Origin of the sequence: Pseudomonas sp. NPDC089395, from assembly GCF_044749525.1 — a bacterium.
In the GTDB taxonomy this organism is placed as follows: domain Bacteria; phylum Pseudomonadota; class Gammaproteobacteria; order Pseudomonadales; family Pseudomonadaceae; genus Aquipseudomonas.
In genome coordinates, this window is the sequence record NZ_JBIVID010000001.1 from 779,934 (window position 1) to 798,209 (window position 18,276).

The window sequence follows — 18,276 nt, forward strand, 5'->3', positions numbered from 1 at the left end:
GATAGATGACGACCGATGCGTGCAGCGTGTGTTCGACACGGTCGTGCCACAACATCCTTTTCCTCAGGTCAAATCATGAGCAACGCGACACTGGTCAGTATTGTAATTCCGGCTTACAAGCCGCAATTCTTCGAGAAAGCGTTGATCAGCGCGATGCTGCAAGATTATGAAAATGTCGAAATTGTGGTATGTGACGATTGCCGCACGGATGCAATCGCCGCAATTGTTGAGCGTGTTCAGAAAAATAGCCAATTTCCGATCCGCTATTTCCGCAATGAAATGCCTTTGATGGAGCCAGGTAACTTGGCCCGCGGCGTGCGTGAGGCGAGTGGTGAGTTCGTCAAGTTTCTCTATGATGACGACTTGTTGATGCCGGATGCGGTTCGTCTTTTGTTGCAAGCACTGCAGCAATACCCAGGTGCCAGTCTTGCAACTGCGAGGAGGCGGGTCATTGACGAAGACGACAAGCCTTACGGCGAAAGCCTTCTGACCATTTTTCCTTTCAGGCACGATGTCATCATCGATGGGAGGGAGTTGGCGTCGTTCCTTGGGCAGTACATTTACAACTTTATCGGTGAACCCTCATCCGTCATGTGTCGTCGAGCCGATGCGTTGGCGTTAGGCGCGGGCATCATGGACCTTGACGGCACGCTGATGGAGTGGGTTGGTGATCTGGCGCTCTACGTCAAGTTGCTGCAGCAAGGCGACTTGGTCATGCTCCGCGACACCTTGGGCTGTTTTCGCGTATCTACCATACAAACCAGCCAGCTTGCTCGCGAGACGCCGCATGTCGCGAACGAGCCCTACGCGCGCTTCCGCGCGGCAATCAAGGCGTTGGGCTGGGCTCGGCCTGATGCTCGCAATGGTACTGTCAAAGTAGCAACGCTTGTTGAGCCGCAGCGCTTCCACGACCTTCACCTGGGTGATTATTTCGTATCGGGTGGTGTGCTTCCCATGGGTAACGATAGCCTGCAGGCGTGGGCTCACCCCAGTGCAAAACTTACACCGGTGAAAGACTGGCTGGCACAGCGTGTATTGACGCCTGTGCAGCAGCGCCTGGTCGAGCAGCACCGGGCGAACATCGCCGGCCGGGCATGCGTGGCGGTGATTGTGCTCGACTGCCTGGGGCAATCTGAACTGGATGCTACCTGTGCCAGCCTGCAGGATTGGGCGGCAAATCACACCACAGGCATCGAGCAGCACACCATCACGAATGTTGGTGCTGATAGCAGTTGGGTGGTGCGTCTGAACGAGATCGTCGCCCGTAGTGAGGCCGATTGGGTATTGATTCTTCGGGCGGGAGACGTTGTGCTGCCCAGCGGTGCCTGGATGCTGGATCAGGCGCTTGCCAACTCTGGCGGCATGCGGTTGATTTATTGCGATGAGTTCTGCCGGACGAGGCATGACCTTGAGATCATGCTGCGCCCCGAGCCAAATTATGACTATCTCTTGAGCCTTCCGGCGTTGATGGCTGGCCATTGGCTAATGCACCGGGAGTGCATCAACAATGGCGGGGGGTTTGATGCCAGTTTGCCCGGCGCTATCGAATTGGATCTGATTCTTCGTTCGATCGAAGCTCAGGGGCTGCAGGTGATCAGTCACTTGGCTGAACCGCTGCTTGTTCGCGATGCCCAGGATTGGACCGATAACCCTGACGAAGTCGCAAGTATCACACGCCATCTGCGGCGTCGCGGTTATCAGGATGCATACGTTACGCAGGAGGCCAGCAGGCGCTATCGCATCAGCTTCGCGCATGCGAAGCAGCCGGTCGTTTCGATCATCCTGTCAGCTTGTTACCCACAGCATTTACTGCACCGCTGTGTGGAAAGTGTGCTGGCCCTTACGCGCTATCCCTTTTTTGAAATCCTGATCATTGATCATCAACCCGCTGATAGCTCCGTGCGCAGCTGGCTGCGAAGCTTGCGTGACATGGGGGCCAAGCTGCGTGTGATACAGGCGCAGGCTTGCGTGACGCTGGCGGACGCCGTCAATCATGCCGTCGCTCAGGCGCAGGGTGATTACCTTGTCTTGCTCGATAGCAGCGCAGTGGTCATTCAGGATGATTGGCTCGATCAATTGCTCAATCATGGCCTGCGTGATGAAGTTGCCATCGTTGCAGGTAGTTTGGTGGGTGCTGACCGCAGTATTCGTCACACAGGCTTGATTGGTGGGCTACGAGGGGCAGTCGGGCCGGCGTTTGATACGGTGAAGATCAACCAGTTGGGATACATGCAGCGGCTGACCGTCGATCAGAACTTCAGCACCCTGCCCAGTGCGTGCATGCTCGTGCGCAAAAGCATTTATCAGGAGGTGGAAGGGTTCGATGCCGCGCTGCAAGTCGGGCAGCTGGGGGCGGCTGATTTCTGCCTTCGGGTTGCTCGGCTAGGCTACCTGGCGGTCTGGACGCCACACGCGATGCTGTTGCAGGACATTGCGCACGATCTGCCTTCGAAACTTGTAGAAAGCGACCTTTTTTTTGCGCGCTGGCTCGACGTGCTGGCCAATGATCCATCCTACAACCCCAACTGTTCGCTGCGCGGTGCCGCATTCGAGTTGGAGCCTCGCGTTTGGCTGAACTGGATGCCGCTGAAATGGCGGCCGCTTCCAGTTGTGCTGGCGCTTCCACTGGGTTCCGAGGAGCAGGCCGGCACGCGTATCATCACGCCTTTCCAGGCTTTGCAGGAGGCGGGAATGCTTGACGGAGCATGGAGCCATGACGTGCTCAATCCCGCTGAAGTGCGGCGCCTCGATCCTCAGGTCGTGGTATACCAGGATGACCTGTTCAATTTCCCGTTGGACTCGATGCGTCAGGTCAGAGCCTTGTCCGACGCCTTTGTCGTCCTGGAAGTGCAGGCTTTTCTTGGCCACTCGCCAGAGGCTGCCCAGCTTGACCCGCAGCAGCGCTGGCAACACTTGAGCGAGGCGGCCAGTCTGGCGGATCGTGTGGTGGTTCCTACCCGTGCCCTGGCCGACGCTTTCGCGCCTTTGCACTCGGATATCCAGGTGCTGGAGACCCGCTTGGGCAAGGCATGGCGCGATTTGCCAAGCTGCGCCGTTCGGCAGCAGCGGGTGCGTGTCGGCTGCGCTGTGGAAGCCTCCACCAGCCTTGACCCGCAGCTGTTGGTCACGCTGGTTGAGCACTTTGCGGACCGCGTTGATTGGGTGCTGTGGGGTGATGTTTCTGTACCTTTACATGGCCTGGCGTGTGAAGTGCATGACGGTGCGCTGCAAAATAACCCGCAGCAATTGCTTGCATTGCGTCTGGATCTGGCACTAGCGCCTCTAGGCGTCAGTGGGCTGGATGGTTGCCGGTCCCCTTTGCCGCTTCTACAGTTCGGTGCCTGTGGGTTCCCGGTGATCTGCAGCGATACCCCTGCTTATCAGAATGATCTGGACGTCACCCGGGTGGCCAATACACCTGCGCGTTGGGTTGAGGCGATCAGCAGCCATCTCGACGCCCCGAATGCTTCTCTTCGACAAGCCGCGAGGCTGCGCGAACAGGTCATTCACGAGTGGATTTTTGACGAAACCAGCCTCGCAGCATGGGCCAAGGCATGGTTGGCGCCGTGATGGTTAGCGGCCAATCCACTGATTTTCATGGGATAGCAGGATGCCAGTAATTTTTTTTGCAGATGCCCTAAAGCAACTGGCGGCGCCGACGATAACTATTACGAAGGTTCTCTAGGCCACACCCGGCGGATGCCAGGGCCGGAAGCCGTAGTATCCAATCCAACGAGGAATTCGTCATGGCTTTGACTGTAAACACCAATACCACTTCGCTGGGCGTTCAGAAAAACCTGAACCGCGCTTCCGACGCACTGGCCACCTCCATGACCCGTCTGTCTTCCGGCCTGAAAATCAACAGCGCCAAAGACGACGCTGCTGGCCTGCAAATCGCCACCCGCATGACTTCGCAGATTCGTGGTCAGACCATGGCGATCAAAAACGCCAACGACGGTATCTCGGTTGCTCAGACCGCTGAAGGCGCGATGCAGGAGCAGACCAACATTCTGCAGCGTATGCGTGAATTGGCCATCCAGTCGCGCAACAGCTCGAACAGCAAAGACGACCGTGACGCGCTGAACACCGAATTCGCGGCGATGTCCGACGAACTGACCCGTATTGCCAACAGCACCCAGCTGAACGGCAAGAACCTGCTGAACTCCGGCGTCACCATGACCTTCCAGGTCGGCTCCAACACGGGTACCGAAAACCAGATCGACATCAAACTGAAAGACCTCAAGGCCACTACCTTGTCCGTCGACAGCGCCACCATCGCAATTTCGGGCGCCGACGATGCCGCGAACAAGACCAACTTCGAAAAAGCTGTCGATAACATCGACAAGGCGCTGCAGAGCATCAACACCACCCGTGCTGACCTGGGTGCCGCGCAAAACCGTCTGACCAGCACCGTTAACAACCTGCAGAACATCAACGAGAACGCCGAAGCTGCTCGCGGCCGTGTGCAGGACACTGACTTCGCTGCTGAAACTGCTCAGCTGACCAAGCAGCAGACCCTCCAGCAAGCTTCGACTTCGGTTCTGGCTCAAGCCAACCAGCTGCCATCGTCTGTTCTGAAACTGCTGGGCTAATCGCTCTGTGTAGTTGCCAGCGGGGGAGTGCTCTAAAGCGCTCTCCCGTCTTTTCATAGAGAGGTGGTGGAAATGGACATGAGTGTAAAGCTTAATTTGTCCTACCCGGCTCCACGTGTGACTGAGCACAGTGTTGAAAAGTCCGATGCCGAAAAGTTGCTTGTCCATTCGGTAGAGGCAAATCCTGTCAGCGGACCCAGGACCGAATCAGCTGCAGAAGATGCCGACAAGGTCAAGGATGCGGTGTCTGAAATCGAAAAGTTCCTGAATTCGACCAAGCGCAATCTGCAATTCTCTACCGACGAGCAATCGGGCAGGATTGTAGTGAAAGTCATCGTCAGCGAAACCGGCGAGTTGATTCGACAACTGCCTTCCGAGGAAGCATTGCGAATCGCCAATAGTCTGAGCGATGTAAACAGTCTTCTGTTCGACGCCAAGGTATGATGGGCCGAGAATAATACGATGTAGTGCAGGCCTGGTTCGCAGGAGCGATCTTTGGCGCAATGAAGAGAGGTGAGCAGCATGGCGAGTCCAATTACTTCCAGTACAGGCCTTGGATCCGGTCTTAACATCACCGAGATCGTCAATGCGTTGGTCAGCTCCGATACCGCGGCCAAAAAAGCGCAAATCACGCGGCAGACCAGTAACAATGCCGCCTACATTTCTGGGGTTGGTGCACTGCGCAGTGCGCTCACTGCTTTTACTACCGCTATGAGCAAGCTGAATGACAAAACCTCGCCGTCTTTCAAGGCCTATGCGGCGACCTCGGCGAACGACGGTGTGGTCAAGGCCACGGCCAGTAATACCGCAGTGCCGGGCACTTATAGTGTCGAGGTGAAGAACCTTGCCACCAGTTCGAAAGTGGCGAGCCAAGCCTTTGAAGAAGGCCCGAGCAAGTCCATCGCCGCAGGTGAGTTGACCATCTCTCAAGGCGGTAAGGAATACAAGATCACCGTAGGTGATGATGCCACGCTGCAAACCGTGCGCGACCAGATCAACGACGAGCTGGCTGAGAGCGGCATCTCTGCCAACATCATCAATGGCAAGGATGGTGCGCGCTTGGTGTTGGGCTCCACCACGACAGGGGCGCTTAGCGACATTTCGGTCAGTGGGATTGACGACCTGAAGATCGATGGCACGAAATCGATGGCCACCGAAGGTGCTGGTTACATCGAGGCGCCCGCTCAGGATGCGTTGGTCAAGATCGACGGCCTTGACGTCACCAGTGCCTCCAATAGCATTCAGGATGCGATCAGTGGTATCACGCTGGAGCTAACCGCTAAGAGTGCCACCGATGCGGCGACGAAGGTGACTGTGACGGGTAACAACGACGGCCTGAAGACCTCGGTGCAAAGCTTCGTCGACGCCTACAATACCTTGCAGAAAGCGATTACCAATCTCACCAGCACCAGCACCGATGATGATGGCAATACCGTCTTGGGCTCGCTGACCAACGACCCGACGACGCGCTCTCTGCTCGGTGACATTCGGAAAGTGTTGTCGGAAGTTGGCGCGGGCGATCGCTTGACCAGCTTGAGCCAGCTGGGGATCAACACCCAGAAGGACGGTACGCTGGAGTTCAACACCACCAAATTCACGGCGGCGTTGAATGACAAGAAGCTGGGGGCGGAAGTGCAGGAGTTGTTCACCGGCACCAATGGCATTTTCGAGCGAATGAACAAAGCGATCGAGCCCTACAATGCAACTGATGGTAGCTTGGCTAGTCGCAGTACTGCACTGGACAAGGTCGCTAAGAATCTGGCTGAGCAGCAGGCTGCTCTTGATCGTCGTACTGAATCGCTGACCGAGTCGCTGACCAAGAAATATGTGGCTCTGGACACTGCGCTGGGCAAGATGAGAGCGCAAGCCGACCAGATCACTTCGATTTTCGACGCAATCAACGCGCAGGCCAAGAACTCCTGATCGTCTGAGTGTGCCAAAAGCCCGGCAGTGTCCAGTTGACACTCCGGGCTTTTTGCTTTTCCCCTAAAGTTTTTTGACGTCCCGGCGATACACAAGGTACAAGCAACCTTTTTCGCAGCAACGAGGTAGATCCATGAACCCGATGTTGGCCCTTCGGCAATACCAGAAAGTCAATGGCGTGGCGCAGACATCAGAGGCCAGTCCGCACCGGCTGGTACAGATGCTCATGCAAGGTGGCCTTGACCGCATGGCCCAGGCCAAGGGCGCTATTGCGCGGAATGACATCGCTCAGAAGGGCATTCTCATTGGCAAGGCCATCGACATCATCGGTGGCCTGCGTGAAGGTCTGGACCTGGAAAACCATGCTGAAAGCCTGGCCGAGCTGGACAGTCTGTATACCTACATGAGCCGCCGCCTGGTCGAGGCCAACGTGAAGAGCGATCCCGCGATCATCGACGAAGTGGCGCGCTTGCTCATTACCGTCAAAGAAGGTTGGGATGCGATCGGCGACCCGTCGTCGGCTTCCTGATCGAGGAGCAGGACATGAGTGAGGTTATCGCCCGAATCGAACAGACCCGCGAGTTGCTGCTGGCCGCGCTGGCCAGTCGCGACTGGGATACGGTGGGAGAGCTCGATCTGCAATGCCGCCTGCGCATCGACGATGTGCTCACGGAGGCGCGTGGCAATGAAGCTGGCGTGCGCGATAGCCTGGAGCAGCTCCTGCAGGTCTATCGGCAATTGATTGAGGTTGCAAGTGGCGAGCGTCAATCAATAGTCGACGAGATGACGCAAATCCGTCAGGCGAAAAACGCGGCCAAGGTATACCATCTGTTCAGTTGACCACAGATGTGCAAAAAGCCGTGCGCCATTAATTTGACTGTATGCGTTTTTTTGACTTTACTAGTGGCTGTTTTCGAATTTCAGACGTCCGAACACTGACCATTCAGTCGGAATGATGTCGTGCAAGCCTTCGGGCGCCGATATGACTAGGGAAGTTGCTATTGCATGTGGCGTGAAACCAAGATTCTCCTGATCGATGACGACAGCGCCCGCCGCCGCGATCTGGCGGTGGTCCTGAACTTTCTCGGTGAAGAAAACCTCTCGTGCTCCAGCCAGGACTGGGAGCAGGGGGTAGCGTCATTGTCTTCCAGTCGTGAAGTGCTCTGCGTGCTGCTCGGTACTGTGAATGCTCCAGGCGGGGTGCTTGGGCTGCTTAAGACAGTGGCAGGGTGGGATGAGTTCCTTCCGATTTTGCTGATTGGTGAAATTTCTTCTGCGGACTACCCGGAAGAGCTTCGCCGTCGCGTGCTGTTCAACCTGGAAATGCCGCCCAGCTACAGCCAATTGCTCGATTCGCTGCACCGTGCCCAGGTCTATCGCGAGATGTACGACCAGGCCCGCGAGCGCGGTCGCCAGCGCGAGCCGAATCTGTTCCGCAGCTTGGTGGGCACCAGCCGTGCCATCCAGCATGTGCGGCAAATGATGCAACAGGTGGCCGATACCGACGCCAGTGTGCTGATCCTGGGTGAGTCAGGCACTGGCAAGGAAGTCGTCGCGCGTAACCTGCACTATCACTCCAAGCGCCGCGAAGCGCCGTTCGTGCCGGTCAATTGCGGTGCGATTCCGGCCGAGCTGCTTGAAAGTGAATTGTTCGGCCACGAAAAGGGCGCGTTCACCGGGGCTATCACCAGCCGCGCCGGGCGCTTCGAGCTGGCCAACGGCGGTACCTTGTTCCTCGACGAAATCGGCGACATGCCGCTGCCGATGCAGGTCAAGCTGCTGCGCGTGCTGCAGGAGCGGACGTTCGAGCGGGTGGGCAGCAACAAGACCCAGAGCATCGATGTGCGCATCATCGCCGCGACCCACAAGAACCTCGAGACCATGATCGAGGAAGGGACGTTCCGCGAAGACCTGTACTACCGCCTCAATGTGTTCCCCATCGAGATGGCGCCGTTGCGTGAGCGGGTGGAAGATATTCCGCTGCTGATGAACGAGCTGATCTCGCGCATGGAGCACGAAAAGCGCGGCTCGATCCGCTTCAACTCCGCAGCCATCATGTCGCTGTGCCGTCACGGCTGGCCAGGCAACGTTCGCGAGCTGGCCAATCTGGTCGAGCGCATGGCCATCATGCACCCCTACGGGGTGATCGGCGTGTCGGAGTTGCCGAAGAAATTCCGCTACATCGACGACGAGGACGAGCACCTGGTCGACACCCTGCGCAGCGACCTCGAAGAGCGCGTGGCGATCAATGGGCATGTACCGAACTTCGCCAGCCAGGCCATGTTGCCGCCAGAAGGGCTGGACCTGAAAGACTACCTGGGCAGCCTGGAACAGGGCTTGATCCAGCAGGCGCTGGACGATGCCAACGGTATCGTGGCGCGGGCGGCCGAGCGTTTGCGCATTCGCCGTACCACCTTGGTGGAGAAGATGCGCAAGTACGGCATGAGCCGCCAGGGCGGCGAGGAACAGGCCGAAGACTGATTTGCCCGTTCCGGCCCTATCGCCTGCAAGCCGGCTCCCACAGGGTACTGCACAGTATTCAAGTCATGTGCAGTACCTGTGGGAGCCGGCTTGCCGGCGATAGGGCCGGACCTGCCAAGCACAAAACCCTATCCCCGGCACGGCTATTGCTACACCGCAGGCACCACACCGTTTTTATGACGGTCCGCCACGCGAGAGAGCACGATGCCCCAAGCCGCCCACTTTCCCCGAGCCCTTGATCCGCAGGGGCGTTCCCCGGTCGAACAGGAGAGTCGAGAGGGGCTGGAGCAGGCATTCGCCCTGTTCAATCAGGTATCCACCCAGCTCAACCAGTCCTACAGCATGCTCGAGGCCCGCGTCAGCGAGCTCAAGGGTGAGCTGGCCGTGGTCGGTGCCCAGCGCATGGCTGAACTGAACGAGAAAGAGCGCCTGGCCAACCGCCTGCAGAACCTGCTCGACCTGCTGCCCGGCGGGGTGGTGGTGATCGACGACCAGGGCTTGGTGCGCGAAGCCAACCCGGCAGCCCGCGAGCTGCTGGGCGAGCCCTTGCTCGGCCAGCTGTGGCGCCAGGTGATCGCCCGTAGCTTCGCCCCGCGCAAGGATGACGGCCACGAGGTGTCGCTGCGTGACGGTCGCCGCCTGTCCATCGCCACCCGCTCGCTGGACGCCGAACCCGGCCAGCTGGTGCTGCTCAACGACCTGACTGAGACCCGTCGCCTGCAAGACCAGCTGGCGCGCCATGAGCGGCTGTCGGCGCTGGGGCGCATGGTGGCCTCGCTGGCCCACCAGATTCGCACGCCGCTGTCGGCGGCCATGCTGTATGCCAGCCACCTGGCCGATGGCGAGCGCGAGCTCGCGCCAGAGACCCGTCAACGTTTTGCCGGTAGCCTCAAGGAGCGCCTGCACGAGCTGGAGCATCAGGTGCGTGACATGCTGGTGTTTGCCCGTGGCGAGCTGCCGTTGACTGACCGGCTGACCCCCAAGGGCTTGTTCCAGGCCCTGCAGCAGGCGGCCCAGGTGCATGCCCAGGGGCATGCCGTGCGCTGGCAGTGCGACACCCACCTGGGGGAGTTGCTGTGCAATCGCGATACCCTGGTCGGCGCCTTGCTCAACCTGATCGAAAACGCCCTGCAGGCCAGCGAAAGCCCTGCGCGCCTCAAGGTGCACCTGTTCCGTCGTCAGTACAGCCTGCACTTGTGCATCAGCGATGCCGGCACTGGCATCCAGCCAGAGCTGCTGGGGCGCCTGGGCGAGCCCTTCCTCACCACCAAGGCCACCGGCACCGGGCTGGGGCTGGCGGTGGTCAAGGCTGTGGTGCGTGCGCACCAGGGCAGCTTTCAGCTGCGCTCCAAGGTTGGCCGTGGCACCTGCGTAAGCGTGGTGCTGCCGTTGATCGACGGTCAGTCTGTGGAGGTGGTGTGATGCCTATCAAGGTGCTGCTGGTCGAGGACGACCGCGCCCTGCGCCAAGCGTTGGGCGATACCCTGGAAATCGGCGGCTTCGCCTACCAGGCCGTAGGCAGTGCCGAAGAGGCGCTGGAGGCGGTGGTGGGCGATGCGTTCAGCCTGGTGGTCAGTGATGTGAACATGCCGGGCATGGACGGCCACCAGTTGCTGGCGCAATTGCGCCGCCATCAACCGCAGCTGCCCGTGCTGCTGATGACCGCCCACGCGGCCGTTGAACGTGCCGTCGAGGCCATGCGCCAAGGGGCGGTGGATTACCTGGTCAAGCCGTTCGAGCCCAAGGCGCTGCTGAGCCTGGTCGAACGCCATGCGGCCGGGCGGCTGGCTGCAGATGAGGGGCCAGTGGCCTGCGAGGTCGCCAGCCGACAACTGCTGGAGCTGGCCGCGCGTGTCGCGCGTAGCGATTCCACCGTGCTCATCTCCGGCGAGTCGGGGACTGGCAAGGAAGTGCTTGCACGCTACATCCACCAGCAGTCGCCGCGCTCGGCGCAGCCATTCGTCGCGATCAACTGCGCGGCAATCCCGGACAACATGCTCGAAGCCACCCTGTTCGGCCACGAAAAGGGCGCGTTCACCGGCGCCATCGCCGCCCAGCCCGGCAAGTTCGAGCAGGCCGAAGGGGGCACGTTGCTGCTCGACGAGATCTCCGAGATGCCCCTCGGGCTGCAGGCGAAGTTGTTGCGTGTGCTGCAGGAGCGTGAAGTGGAGCGGGTGGGTGGGCGCAAGCCGATTGCGCTGGATATCCGCGTGCTGGCCACGAGCAACCGCGACATGGCGGGCGAGGTGGCGGCAGGGCGTTTCCGTGAAGACCTGTTCTACCGGTTGTCGGTGTTCCCCTTGGCCTGGCAGCCGCTGCGCGAGCGCCCGGGTGACATCCTGCCGTTGGCCGAGCGTTTGCTGGCGCGGCATGTGGCGAAGATGAAGCATGCGCCGGTGCGCCTCTCTGCCGAGGCCCGGGCCTGCCTGCAGGCTCATGCCTGGCCGGGCAACGTCCGGGAGCTCGACAACGCCTTGCAGCGGGCATTGATCCTGCAGCAAGGCGGGGTCATCGAGGCGGCGGATTTCTGTCTGGCGGGCGCCATTCCCCTGTCGAGCGCCGTGTCGGCCGCGCCAGTGCCAGTGGTTGCCGTGGACGACCCCGGCGGCCTGGGCGACGACATGCGCCGCCTCGAATTCCAGTTGATCATCGACACCTTGCGCGCCGAACGTGGGCGCCGCAAGGAAGCGGCCGAACGGCTCGGCATCAGCCCGCGCACGCTGCGCTACAAGCTGGCGCAGATGCGTGATGCCGGGCTCGACGTGGAAGCCAGTCTGTTCGGCTGAAGCAGGCTTTTGCAAAGTTGCGCAGCGGGCTGGCACTTTTGTTGCTAGTTCTGGGCTATCCGCCGCATGAGTGTCAAAAAAATGCGGCCGCCGGAGAGAGAAGTTCATGAGCCAAGGTGTTGAATTCAATCGTCTGATGTTGGACATGCGGGCCATGCAGGCAGAAGCCATGTCTGCGTCCAAGGCCACTGCCGCGCCGGAGCTGGCGCCTGGGCAGAGCAGCTTTGCCGACATGCTCGGCCAGGCCATTGGCAAGGTGCATGAAACCCAGCAGGCGTCCACCCAGCTGGCCAATGCCTTCGAGATCGGCAAGAGCGGTGTCGACCTGACTGACGTGATGATCGCCTCGCAGAAAGCCAGCGTGTCCATGCAGGCCTTGACCCAGGTACGCAACAAGCTGGTCCAGGCGTACCAGGACATCATGCAGATGCCGGTTTGAGGACGGAAGTGAGTCATGGCTGAAGCAGTCGTCGAAAACGCCCCCGCCAAGAGCGGTTCGCCCGCGAGCAAACCGCCGCTGTTCGGCATGGCGTTTCTGGAAAACATCTCGCAGATGCCCATGCTGCGCCAGGTTGGCCTGCTGGTCGGGCTGGCCGCGAGCGTGGCGATCGGTTTTGCCGTGGTGCTGTGGTCGCAGCAGCCGGATTACCGCCCGCTGTATGGCAGCCTGGCAGGGATGGACACCAAGCAGGTCATGGATACCCTGGCCGCTGCCGATATTCCCTACAACGTCGAGCCCAATTCTGGCGCTCTGCTGGTCAAGGCCGACGACCTCTCCCGGGCGCGCCTCAAACTGGCAGCCGCTGGCGTGGCGCCAAGCGACGGCAACGTCGGTTTCGAACTGCTCGACAAGGAGCAGGGCCTGGGCACCAGCCAGTTCATGGAAGCCACCCGTTACCGTCGCAGCCTCGAAGGCGAGCTGGCGCGTACCGTCTCCAGCCTGAACAACGTCAAGGCCGCGCGCGTGCACCTGGCCATCCCGAAAAGTTCGGTGTTCGTGCGCGATGAGCGCAAACCCAGCGCCTCGGTACTGGTCGAGCTGTACCCGGGCCGCGCGCTGGAAGCGGGCCAGGTGATGGCCATCGTCAACCTGGTCGCCACCAGCGTGCCGGAGCTGGACAAGTCGCAGGTCACCGTGGTCGACCAGAAGGGCAACCTGCTCTCCGAACAGTTGCAGGACACTGCGCTGACCATGGCCGGCAAGCAGTTCGACTACAGCCGCCGCATGGAAGGCATGCTCACCCAGCGTGTGCACAACATCCTGCAGCCGGTGCTGGGCAACGACCGTTACAAGGCGGAAGTGTCCGCTGACCTTGACTTCAGCGCCGTGGAGTCGACTTCCGAGCAGTTCAACCCGGACCAGCCGGCGCTGCGCAGCGAGCAGTCGGTCAACGAGCAGCGCGCCAGTAGCCAAGGCCCGCAAGGTGTGCCGGGTGCCTTGAGCAATCAGCCGCCGGGCCCAGCCTCGGCGCCGCAGACGACCGGTGGCAGCGCAGCGCCCGCCGGCGCTATCCAGCCGGGCCAGCCGCTGGTGGATGCCAACGGCCAGCAGATCATGGACCCGGCCACTGGCCAGCCGATGCTCGCACCGTACCCAGCGGACAAGCGCCTGCAAACCACCAAGAACTTCGAGCTGGACCGCTCCATCAGCCACACCCGCCAACAGCAGGGCCGCCTGACCCGTCTGTCGGTCGCAGTGGTGGTCGATGACCAGGCCAAGGTCGGCGCCAACGGCGAGACTACCCGTGCGCCCTGGGCTGCCGAAGATCTGGCACGCTTCACCCGCCTGGTGCAGGACGCCGTGGGCTTCGATGCGAGCCGCGGCGACAGCGTGACGGTGATCAACGTGCCGTTCGCCGCCGACCGTGGCGAAGAGATCGCCGACATCGCCTTCTACCAGCAGCCCTGGTTCTGGGATGTCGTCAAGCAGGTGCTGGGCGTGCTGTTCATCCTGGTGCTGGTGTTCGGCGTGTTGCGCCCGGTGCTCAACAATATTACTGGCGGCGGCAAGCAAGCTGCTGCGACGGATGGCGACATGGAGCTGGGCGGCATGATCGGTCTGGATGGCGAACTGGCCAACGACCGCGTCAGTCTGGGTGGCCCGACAAGCATTCTGTTGCCAAGCCCGAACGAGGGTTACGAGGCGCAGCTCAACGCAATCAAAGGCCTGGTGGCCGAAGACCCGGGTCGCGTGGCCCAGGTCGTGAAAGAGTGGATCAACGCCGATGAGTGACAATCGAGCCATTACCGCCAAGCTCAGCCGCGTCGACAAGGCAGCGATCCTGCTGCTGTCGCTCGGTGAGACCGATGCTGCGCAAGTGCTGCGACACATGGGCCCGAAAGAAGTGCAGCGGGTCGGTGTGGCCATGGCGCAGATGGGCAACGTGCACCGTGAGCAGGTCGAGCAGGTCATGAGCGAATTCGTCGAGATCGTCGGCGACCAGACCAGCCTGGGCGTGGGCTCCGATGGCTATATCCGCAAGATGCTCAATCAGGCCTTGGGCGAAGACAAGGCCAATGGCCTGATCGACCGCATCCTGCTCGGTGGCAACACCAGCGGCCTGGACAGCCTCAAGTGGATGGAACCGCGCGCGGTGGCCGACGTGATCCGCTACGAGCACCCGCAGATCCAGGCCATCGTGGTCGCCTACCTCGACCCCGACCAGGCGGGCGAAGTGCTGAGCAACTTCGACCACAAGGTGCGCCTGGACATCATCCTGCGCGTGTCGTCGCTCAATACCGTGCAGCCGGCGGCGCTCAAGGAGCTGAACCAGATTCTCGAGAAGCAGTTCTCGGGCAATTCCAATGCCGCGCGCACCACCCTGGGTGGCATCAAGCGTGCCGCCGATATCATGAACTTCCTCGACAGTTCCGTGGAAGGCGCACTGATGGATTCGATCCGCGAGGTCGACAACGACCTGTCGGAGCAGATCGAGGACTTGATGTTCGTCTTCAACAACCTGGCCGATGTCGACGACCGCGGTATCCAGGCGCTGCTGCGCGAGGTGTCCTCCGACGTGCTGGTAGTGTCGCTCAAGGGCGCCGACGAGCGGGTCAAGGACAAGATCTTCAAGAACATGTCCAAGCGTGCCTCGGAACTGCTGCGCGACGACCTGGAAGCCAAGGGCCCGGTGCGCGTCAGCGACGTCGAAACCGCGCAGAAGGAAATCCTCACCATCGCCCGCCGCATGGCCGAGGCCGGCGAGATCGTGCTCGGTGGCAAGGGTGCCGAGGAAATGATCTGATCCTGTCAACGGCGCAGGCCTGTAGGAGCGGCCTTGTGTCGCGAAAGGGCTGCGAAGCAGCCCCAGAATTTCAATGTTGCTGCATAAATTGCCGGGGCCGCTTCGCAGCCCTTTCGCGACACAAGGCCGCTCCTACAGGGGGCGCATTGGTCGAACAGGGTTTTTGAGTACCTGAGAACATGCCCACTAAAGAATCCCACCCCAGTGACCTGATCCGCGCCCGCGACCTCGTGGGCGTCGACGTGTGGGCATTGCCCAGCTTCGACCCCGCGCCGGAACCTGAGCCTGAGCCGGAACCTGAAGTCGTCGAGGAAGAAGTCGAAGAGGTGCCGCTGGAGGAAGTCCAGCCGCTGACCCTCGAAGAGCTCGAGGCGATCCGCGAAGAAGCCTACAACGAAGGTTTTGCCACCGGCGAGCGCGAGGGCTTTCACAGCACCCAGCTCAAGGTGCGCCAGGAGGCCGAGGAGGCGCTCGCAGCCAAACTGGCCAGCCTGGAGCAGCTGATGGGGCATTTGCTCGAGCCGATCGCCGAGCAGGACACCCAGATCGAAAAGACCCTGGTGCACCTGGTTTCGCACATGGCCCGTCAGGTCATCGGCCGCGAGCTGCGTAGCGATTCCAGCCAGATCACCCAGGTACTGCGCGAAGCCCTGAAGCTGCTGCCCATGGGCGCCGACAATATCCGCATTCACCTCAATCCCCAGGACTTCGAACTGGCCAAGGCCCTGCGCGAACGCCACGAAGAGCACTGGAAGCTGCTCGAAGATGAGGCGCTGTTGCCCGGTGGTTGCCGTATCGAGACCTTGCACAGCCGCATCGACGCGACCATGGAAACCCGCATCGAGAAGGCCGTCGCCCAGCTGTTCGACCAGTTGCACGACCAGGCCCTGCACCCGGCGGCGCCGGACATCGCGGTCGAGCTGGACGGCAACCATGCGCCTTGATCGCACCAGCTTCGGCAAGCGCCTGGGCGGCTACGCCGAGGCGATCGAGCTGCCCGTGCAGCCGGTGGTCGAAGGTCGGCTGCTGCGCATGGTCGGCCTCACCCTCGAAGCCGAGGGCCTGCGTGCTGCGGTAGGCGGGCGCTGCCTGGTGATCAACGACGACAGTTACCACCCGGTGCAGGTCGAGGCCGAGGTCATGGGCTTTTCCGGGAACAAGGTGTTTCTCATGCCGGTCGGCAGCATCGCCGGCATCGCCCCCGGCGCGCGCGTGGTGCCGCTGGATGACAGCGGTCGCTTGCCCATGGGCATGAGCATGCTCGGTCGGGTGCTCGATGGCGCCGGTCGCGCCCTCGACGGCAAGGGCGGCATGAAGGCCGAGGATTGGGTGCCGATGGATGGCCCGATCATCAACCCGCTCAACCGCGACCCGATCAGCCAGCCCTTGGATGTGGGCATCCGCAGCATCAACGGCCTGTTGACCGTCGGGCGTGGCCAGCGTCTGGGCCTGTTCGCCGGTACCGGTGTGGGTAAATCGGTGCTGCTGGGCATGATGACCCGTTTTACCGAGGCCGAGATCATCGTGGTCGGGCTGATTGGCGAGCGGGGTCGGGAGGTCAAGGAGTTCATCGAGCACATCCTGGGCGAAGAAGGCCTCAAGCGCTCCGTGGTGGTCGCATCCCCTGCCGACGATGCGCCGCTGATGCGCCTGCGTGCGGCCATGTATTGCACGCGTATCGCCGAGTACTTTCGCGACAAGGGCAAGAACGTGCTGTTGTTGATGGACTCGCTGACTCGCTTTGCCCAGGCCCAGCGTGAAATTGCCCTGGCCATTGGTGAGCCGCCGGCCACCCGTGGCTATCCACCGTCGGTGTTTGCCAAGCTGCCGAAGCTGGTGGAGCGCGCCGGCAACGGCGAGCCAGGGGGTGGTTCGATCACTGCGTTCTACACCGTGCTGTCCGAAGGCGACGACCAGCAGGACCCGATCGCCGACTCGGCACGCGGCGTGCTCGACGGCCACTTCGTGCTGTCCCGGCGCCTGGCCGAAGAAGGCCATTACCCGGCCATCGACATCGAGGCCTCGATCAGCCGGGTCATGCCCCAGGTGGTCGATGCCGACCACCTGCGCCAGGCGCAGAAGTTCAAGCAGCTGTGGTCGCGCCTGTCGCAAAGCCGCGACCTGATCAGCGTCGGTGCCTATGTCGCCGGCGGTGACCCGGAAACCGACCTGGCCATTGCCCTGCAGCCCAAGCTGGTGGATTTCCTGCGCCAGGGGTTGGACGAGAATGTCGGCATGGGCCAGAGTCGCCAGCAGCTGGGGGCGATCTTCGTGCCCCCCAGCAATGGTCGATAGGCCATGAGCATGCCCAGCCGTGCCGCGCGCCTGGCGCCGGTGGTGAACATGGCCGAGGAGGCCGAGCGCAAGGCCGCGCAGCGTGTGGGGCATTTCCAGCAGCAGGTGGCCCAGGCCCAGGCCAAGCTGAGCGAACTGGAGTCGTTTCGCGAAGGTTACCAGGCGCAATGGATCGACCGCGGCGGCCAGGGGGTCAATGGCAGCTGGCTGGTCAACTACCAGCGCTTCCTGGGTCAGCTGGAGACGGCCATGACCCAGCAGCGGCAGAGCCTGACCTGGCACCAGAACAATTTGAAGAATGCCCGTGGCACCTGGCAGCAGGCCTATGCCAGGGTCGAGGGGCTGCGCAAGCTGGTGCAGCGGTACATGGACGAAGCGCGGCGTGCCGAAGACAAGCGCGAGCAGCGCTTGTTGGATGAACTGTCCCAGCGGTTGCCCAGGCAGGGGCATCTGTAGGAGCGGCCTTGTGTCGCGAAAGGGCCGCAAAGCGGCCCCGGCCATCTTTACTGCGAAGCTGAAATCCTGCGGCTGCTCTGCAGCCCTTTCGCGACGCAAGGCCGCTCCTACATTGGTATCAATTTGCGCCCACTGCCCCCGCCTGCTAAACCTTGAACAGTTGCATCCGCCATCATCGAAGGAATCGCTAGCATGGCAGTCGAGACTGATTTTTCGCAGGACGGGAAAAAACTCACGATCAAGATCAAGGGGCGTTTCGATTTCGGCAAGCATCAGGAGTTTCGCGATGCCTACGAGCGCCATTCCAAGCGGCCCGACTCGGTGGTAGTCGACCTGAAGGACACCACCTACCTGGACAGCTCCGCGCTCGGCATGCTGCTGTTGCTGCGCGATCACGCGGGCGGCGACGACTCGGACGTGCGTGTGGTACATGCCAGCTCCGACGTGCGCAAGATCCTGGCGATTTCCAATTTCGAAAAGCTGTTCGACATCAGTTGA

At 61.3% G+C, this 18,276-nt stretch carries 16 protein-coding genes; all 16 read left to right on the top strand.

Annotated elements, in window-relative coordinates; all coding sequences use genetic code 11:
* The first annotated feature begins 75 nt into the window (after window positions 1-75).
* Complete coding sequence (locus ACIPZG_RS03625; RefSeq protein ID WP_400710277.1) at window positions 76-3,570, top strand: glycosyltransferase; 3,495 nt, start codon at window positions 76-78, stop codon at window positions 3,568-3,570.
* A gap of 176 nt (window positions 3,571-3,746) precedes the next feature.
* Complete coding sequence (locus ACIPZG_RS03630; RefSeq protein WP_400710280.1) at window positions 3,747-4,592, top strand: flagellin domain-containing protein; 846 nt, start codon at window positions 3,747-3,749, stop codon at window positions 4,590-4,592.
* A 72-nt stretch (window positions 4,593-4,664) separates the two neighbouring features.
* Window positions 4,665-5,036: a flagellar protein FlaG gene (locus tag ACIPZG_RS03635; RefSeq protein WP_400710283.1), complete on the top strand. Its 372-nt coding sequence runs from the start codon at window positions 4,665-4,667 to the stop codon at window positions 5,034-5,036.
* A 78-nt stretch (window positions 5,037-5,114) separates the two neighbouring features.
* Window positions 5,115-6,515, top strand: a complete 1,401-nt coding sequence (fliD, locus tag ACIPZG_RS03640) for a flagellar filament capping protein FliD (RefSeq protein ID WP_400710286.1) — start codon at window positions 5,115-5,117, stop codon at window positions 6,513-6,515.
* Window positions 6,516-6,648: 133 nt separating this feature from the next.
* Complete coding sequence (fliS, locus tag ACIPZG_RS03645; RefSeq protein ID WP_400710289.1) at window positions 6,649-7,044, top strand: flagellar export chaperone FliS; 396 nt, start codon at window positions 6,649-6,651, stop codon at window positions 7,042-7,044.
* Window positions 7,045-7,058: 14 nt separating this feature from the next.
* Complete coding sequence (locus tag ACIPZG_RS03650) at window positions 7,059-7,355, top strand: flagellar protein FliT (RefSeq protein ID WP_400710292.1); 297 nt, start codon at window positions 7,059-7,061, stop codon at window positions 7,353-7,355.
* Between the two features lie 165 nt (window positions 7,356-7,520).
* Window positions 7,521-8,996 (top strand): transcriptional regulator FleQ, encoded by a 1,476-nt coding sequence (gene fleQ / locus ACIPZG_RS03655; protein WP_400710295.1) that lies wholly within the window; start codon window positions 7,521-7,523, stop codon window positions 8,994-8,996.
* Window positions 8,997-9,200: 204 nt separating this feature from the next.
* Complete coding sequence (locus tag ACIPZG_RS03660; RefSeq protein ID WP_400710298.1) at window positions 9,201-10,418, top strand: sensor histidine kinase; 1,218 nt, start codon at window positions 9,201-9,203, stop codon at window positions 10,416-10,418.
* Window positions 10,418-11,782 carry a sigma-54-dependent transcriptional regulator gene (locus ACIPZG_RS03665; RefSeq protein WP_400710301.1) on the top strand — a complete coding sequence of 455 codons (1,365 nt, stop codon included), beginning with the start codon at window positions 10,418-10,420 and terminating at the stop codon, window positions 11,780-11,782. The genes ACIPZG_RS03660 and ACIPZG_RS03665 overlap by 1 nt, the downstream gene beginning before the upstream one ends.
* 106 nt (window positions 11,783-11,888) lie before the next feature.
* Complete coding sequence (gene fliE, locus ACIPZG_RS03670) at window positions 11,889-12,221, top strand: flagellar hook-basal body complex protein FliE (RefSeq protein ID WP_400710304.1); 333 nt, start codon at window positions 11,889-11,891, stop codon at window positions 12,219-12,221.
* A 15-nt stretch (window positions 12,222-12,236) separates the two neighbouring features.
* Complete coding sequence (fliF, locus tag ACIPZG_RS03675; protein ID WP_400710307.1) at window positions 12,237-14,015, top strand: flagellar basal-body MS-ring/collar protein FliF; 1,779 nt, start codon at window positions 12,237-12,239, stop codon at window positions 14,013-14,015.
* The gene (gene fliG / locus ACIPZG_RS03680) at window positions 14,008-15,027 is read left to right on the top strand and encodes a flagellar motor switch protein FliG (RefSeq protein ID WP_008097328.1); all 1,020 of its coding nucleotides are present in this window, start codon (window positions 14,008-14,010) and stop codon (window positions 15,025-15,027) included. The genes fliF and fliG overlap by 8 nt, the downstream gene beginning before the upstream one ends.
* A 179-nt stretch (window positions 15,028-15,206) precedes the next feature.
* Complete coding sequence (fliH, locus tag ACIPZG_RS03685) at window positions 15,207-15,971, top strand: flagellar assembly protein FliH (protein ID WP_400710310.1); 765 nt, start codon at window positions 15,207-15,209, stop codon at window positions 15,969-15,971.
* A complete protein-coding gene (gene fliI, locus ACIPZG_RS03690) occupies window positions 15,961-17,322 on the top strand; it encodes a flagellar protein export ATPase FliI (RefSeq protein WP_400641800.1) in 1,362 nt (453 codons plus the stop codon). The genes fliH and fliI overlap by 11 nt, the downstream gene beginning before the upstream one ends.
* A 3-nt stretch (window positions 17,323-17,325) precedes the next feature.
* The gene (gene fliJ / locus ACIPZG_RS03695; RefSeq protein WP_043273943.1) at window positions 17,326-17,778 is read left to right on the top strand and encodes a flagellar export protein FliJ; all 453 of its coding nucleotides are present in this window, start codon (window positions 17,326-17,328) and stop codon (window positions 17,776-17,778) included.
* A gap of 192 nt (window positions 17,779-17,970) precedes the next feature.
* Complete coding sequence (locus ACIPZG_RS03700) at window positions 17,971-18,276, top strand: STAS domain-containing protein (RefSeq protein WP_400641802.1); 306 nt, start codon at window positions 17,971-17,973, stop codon at window positions 18,274-18,276.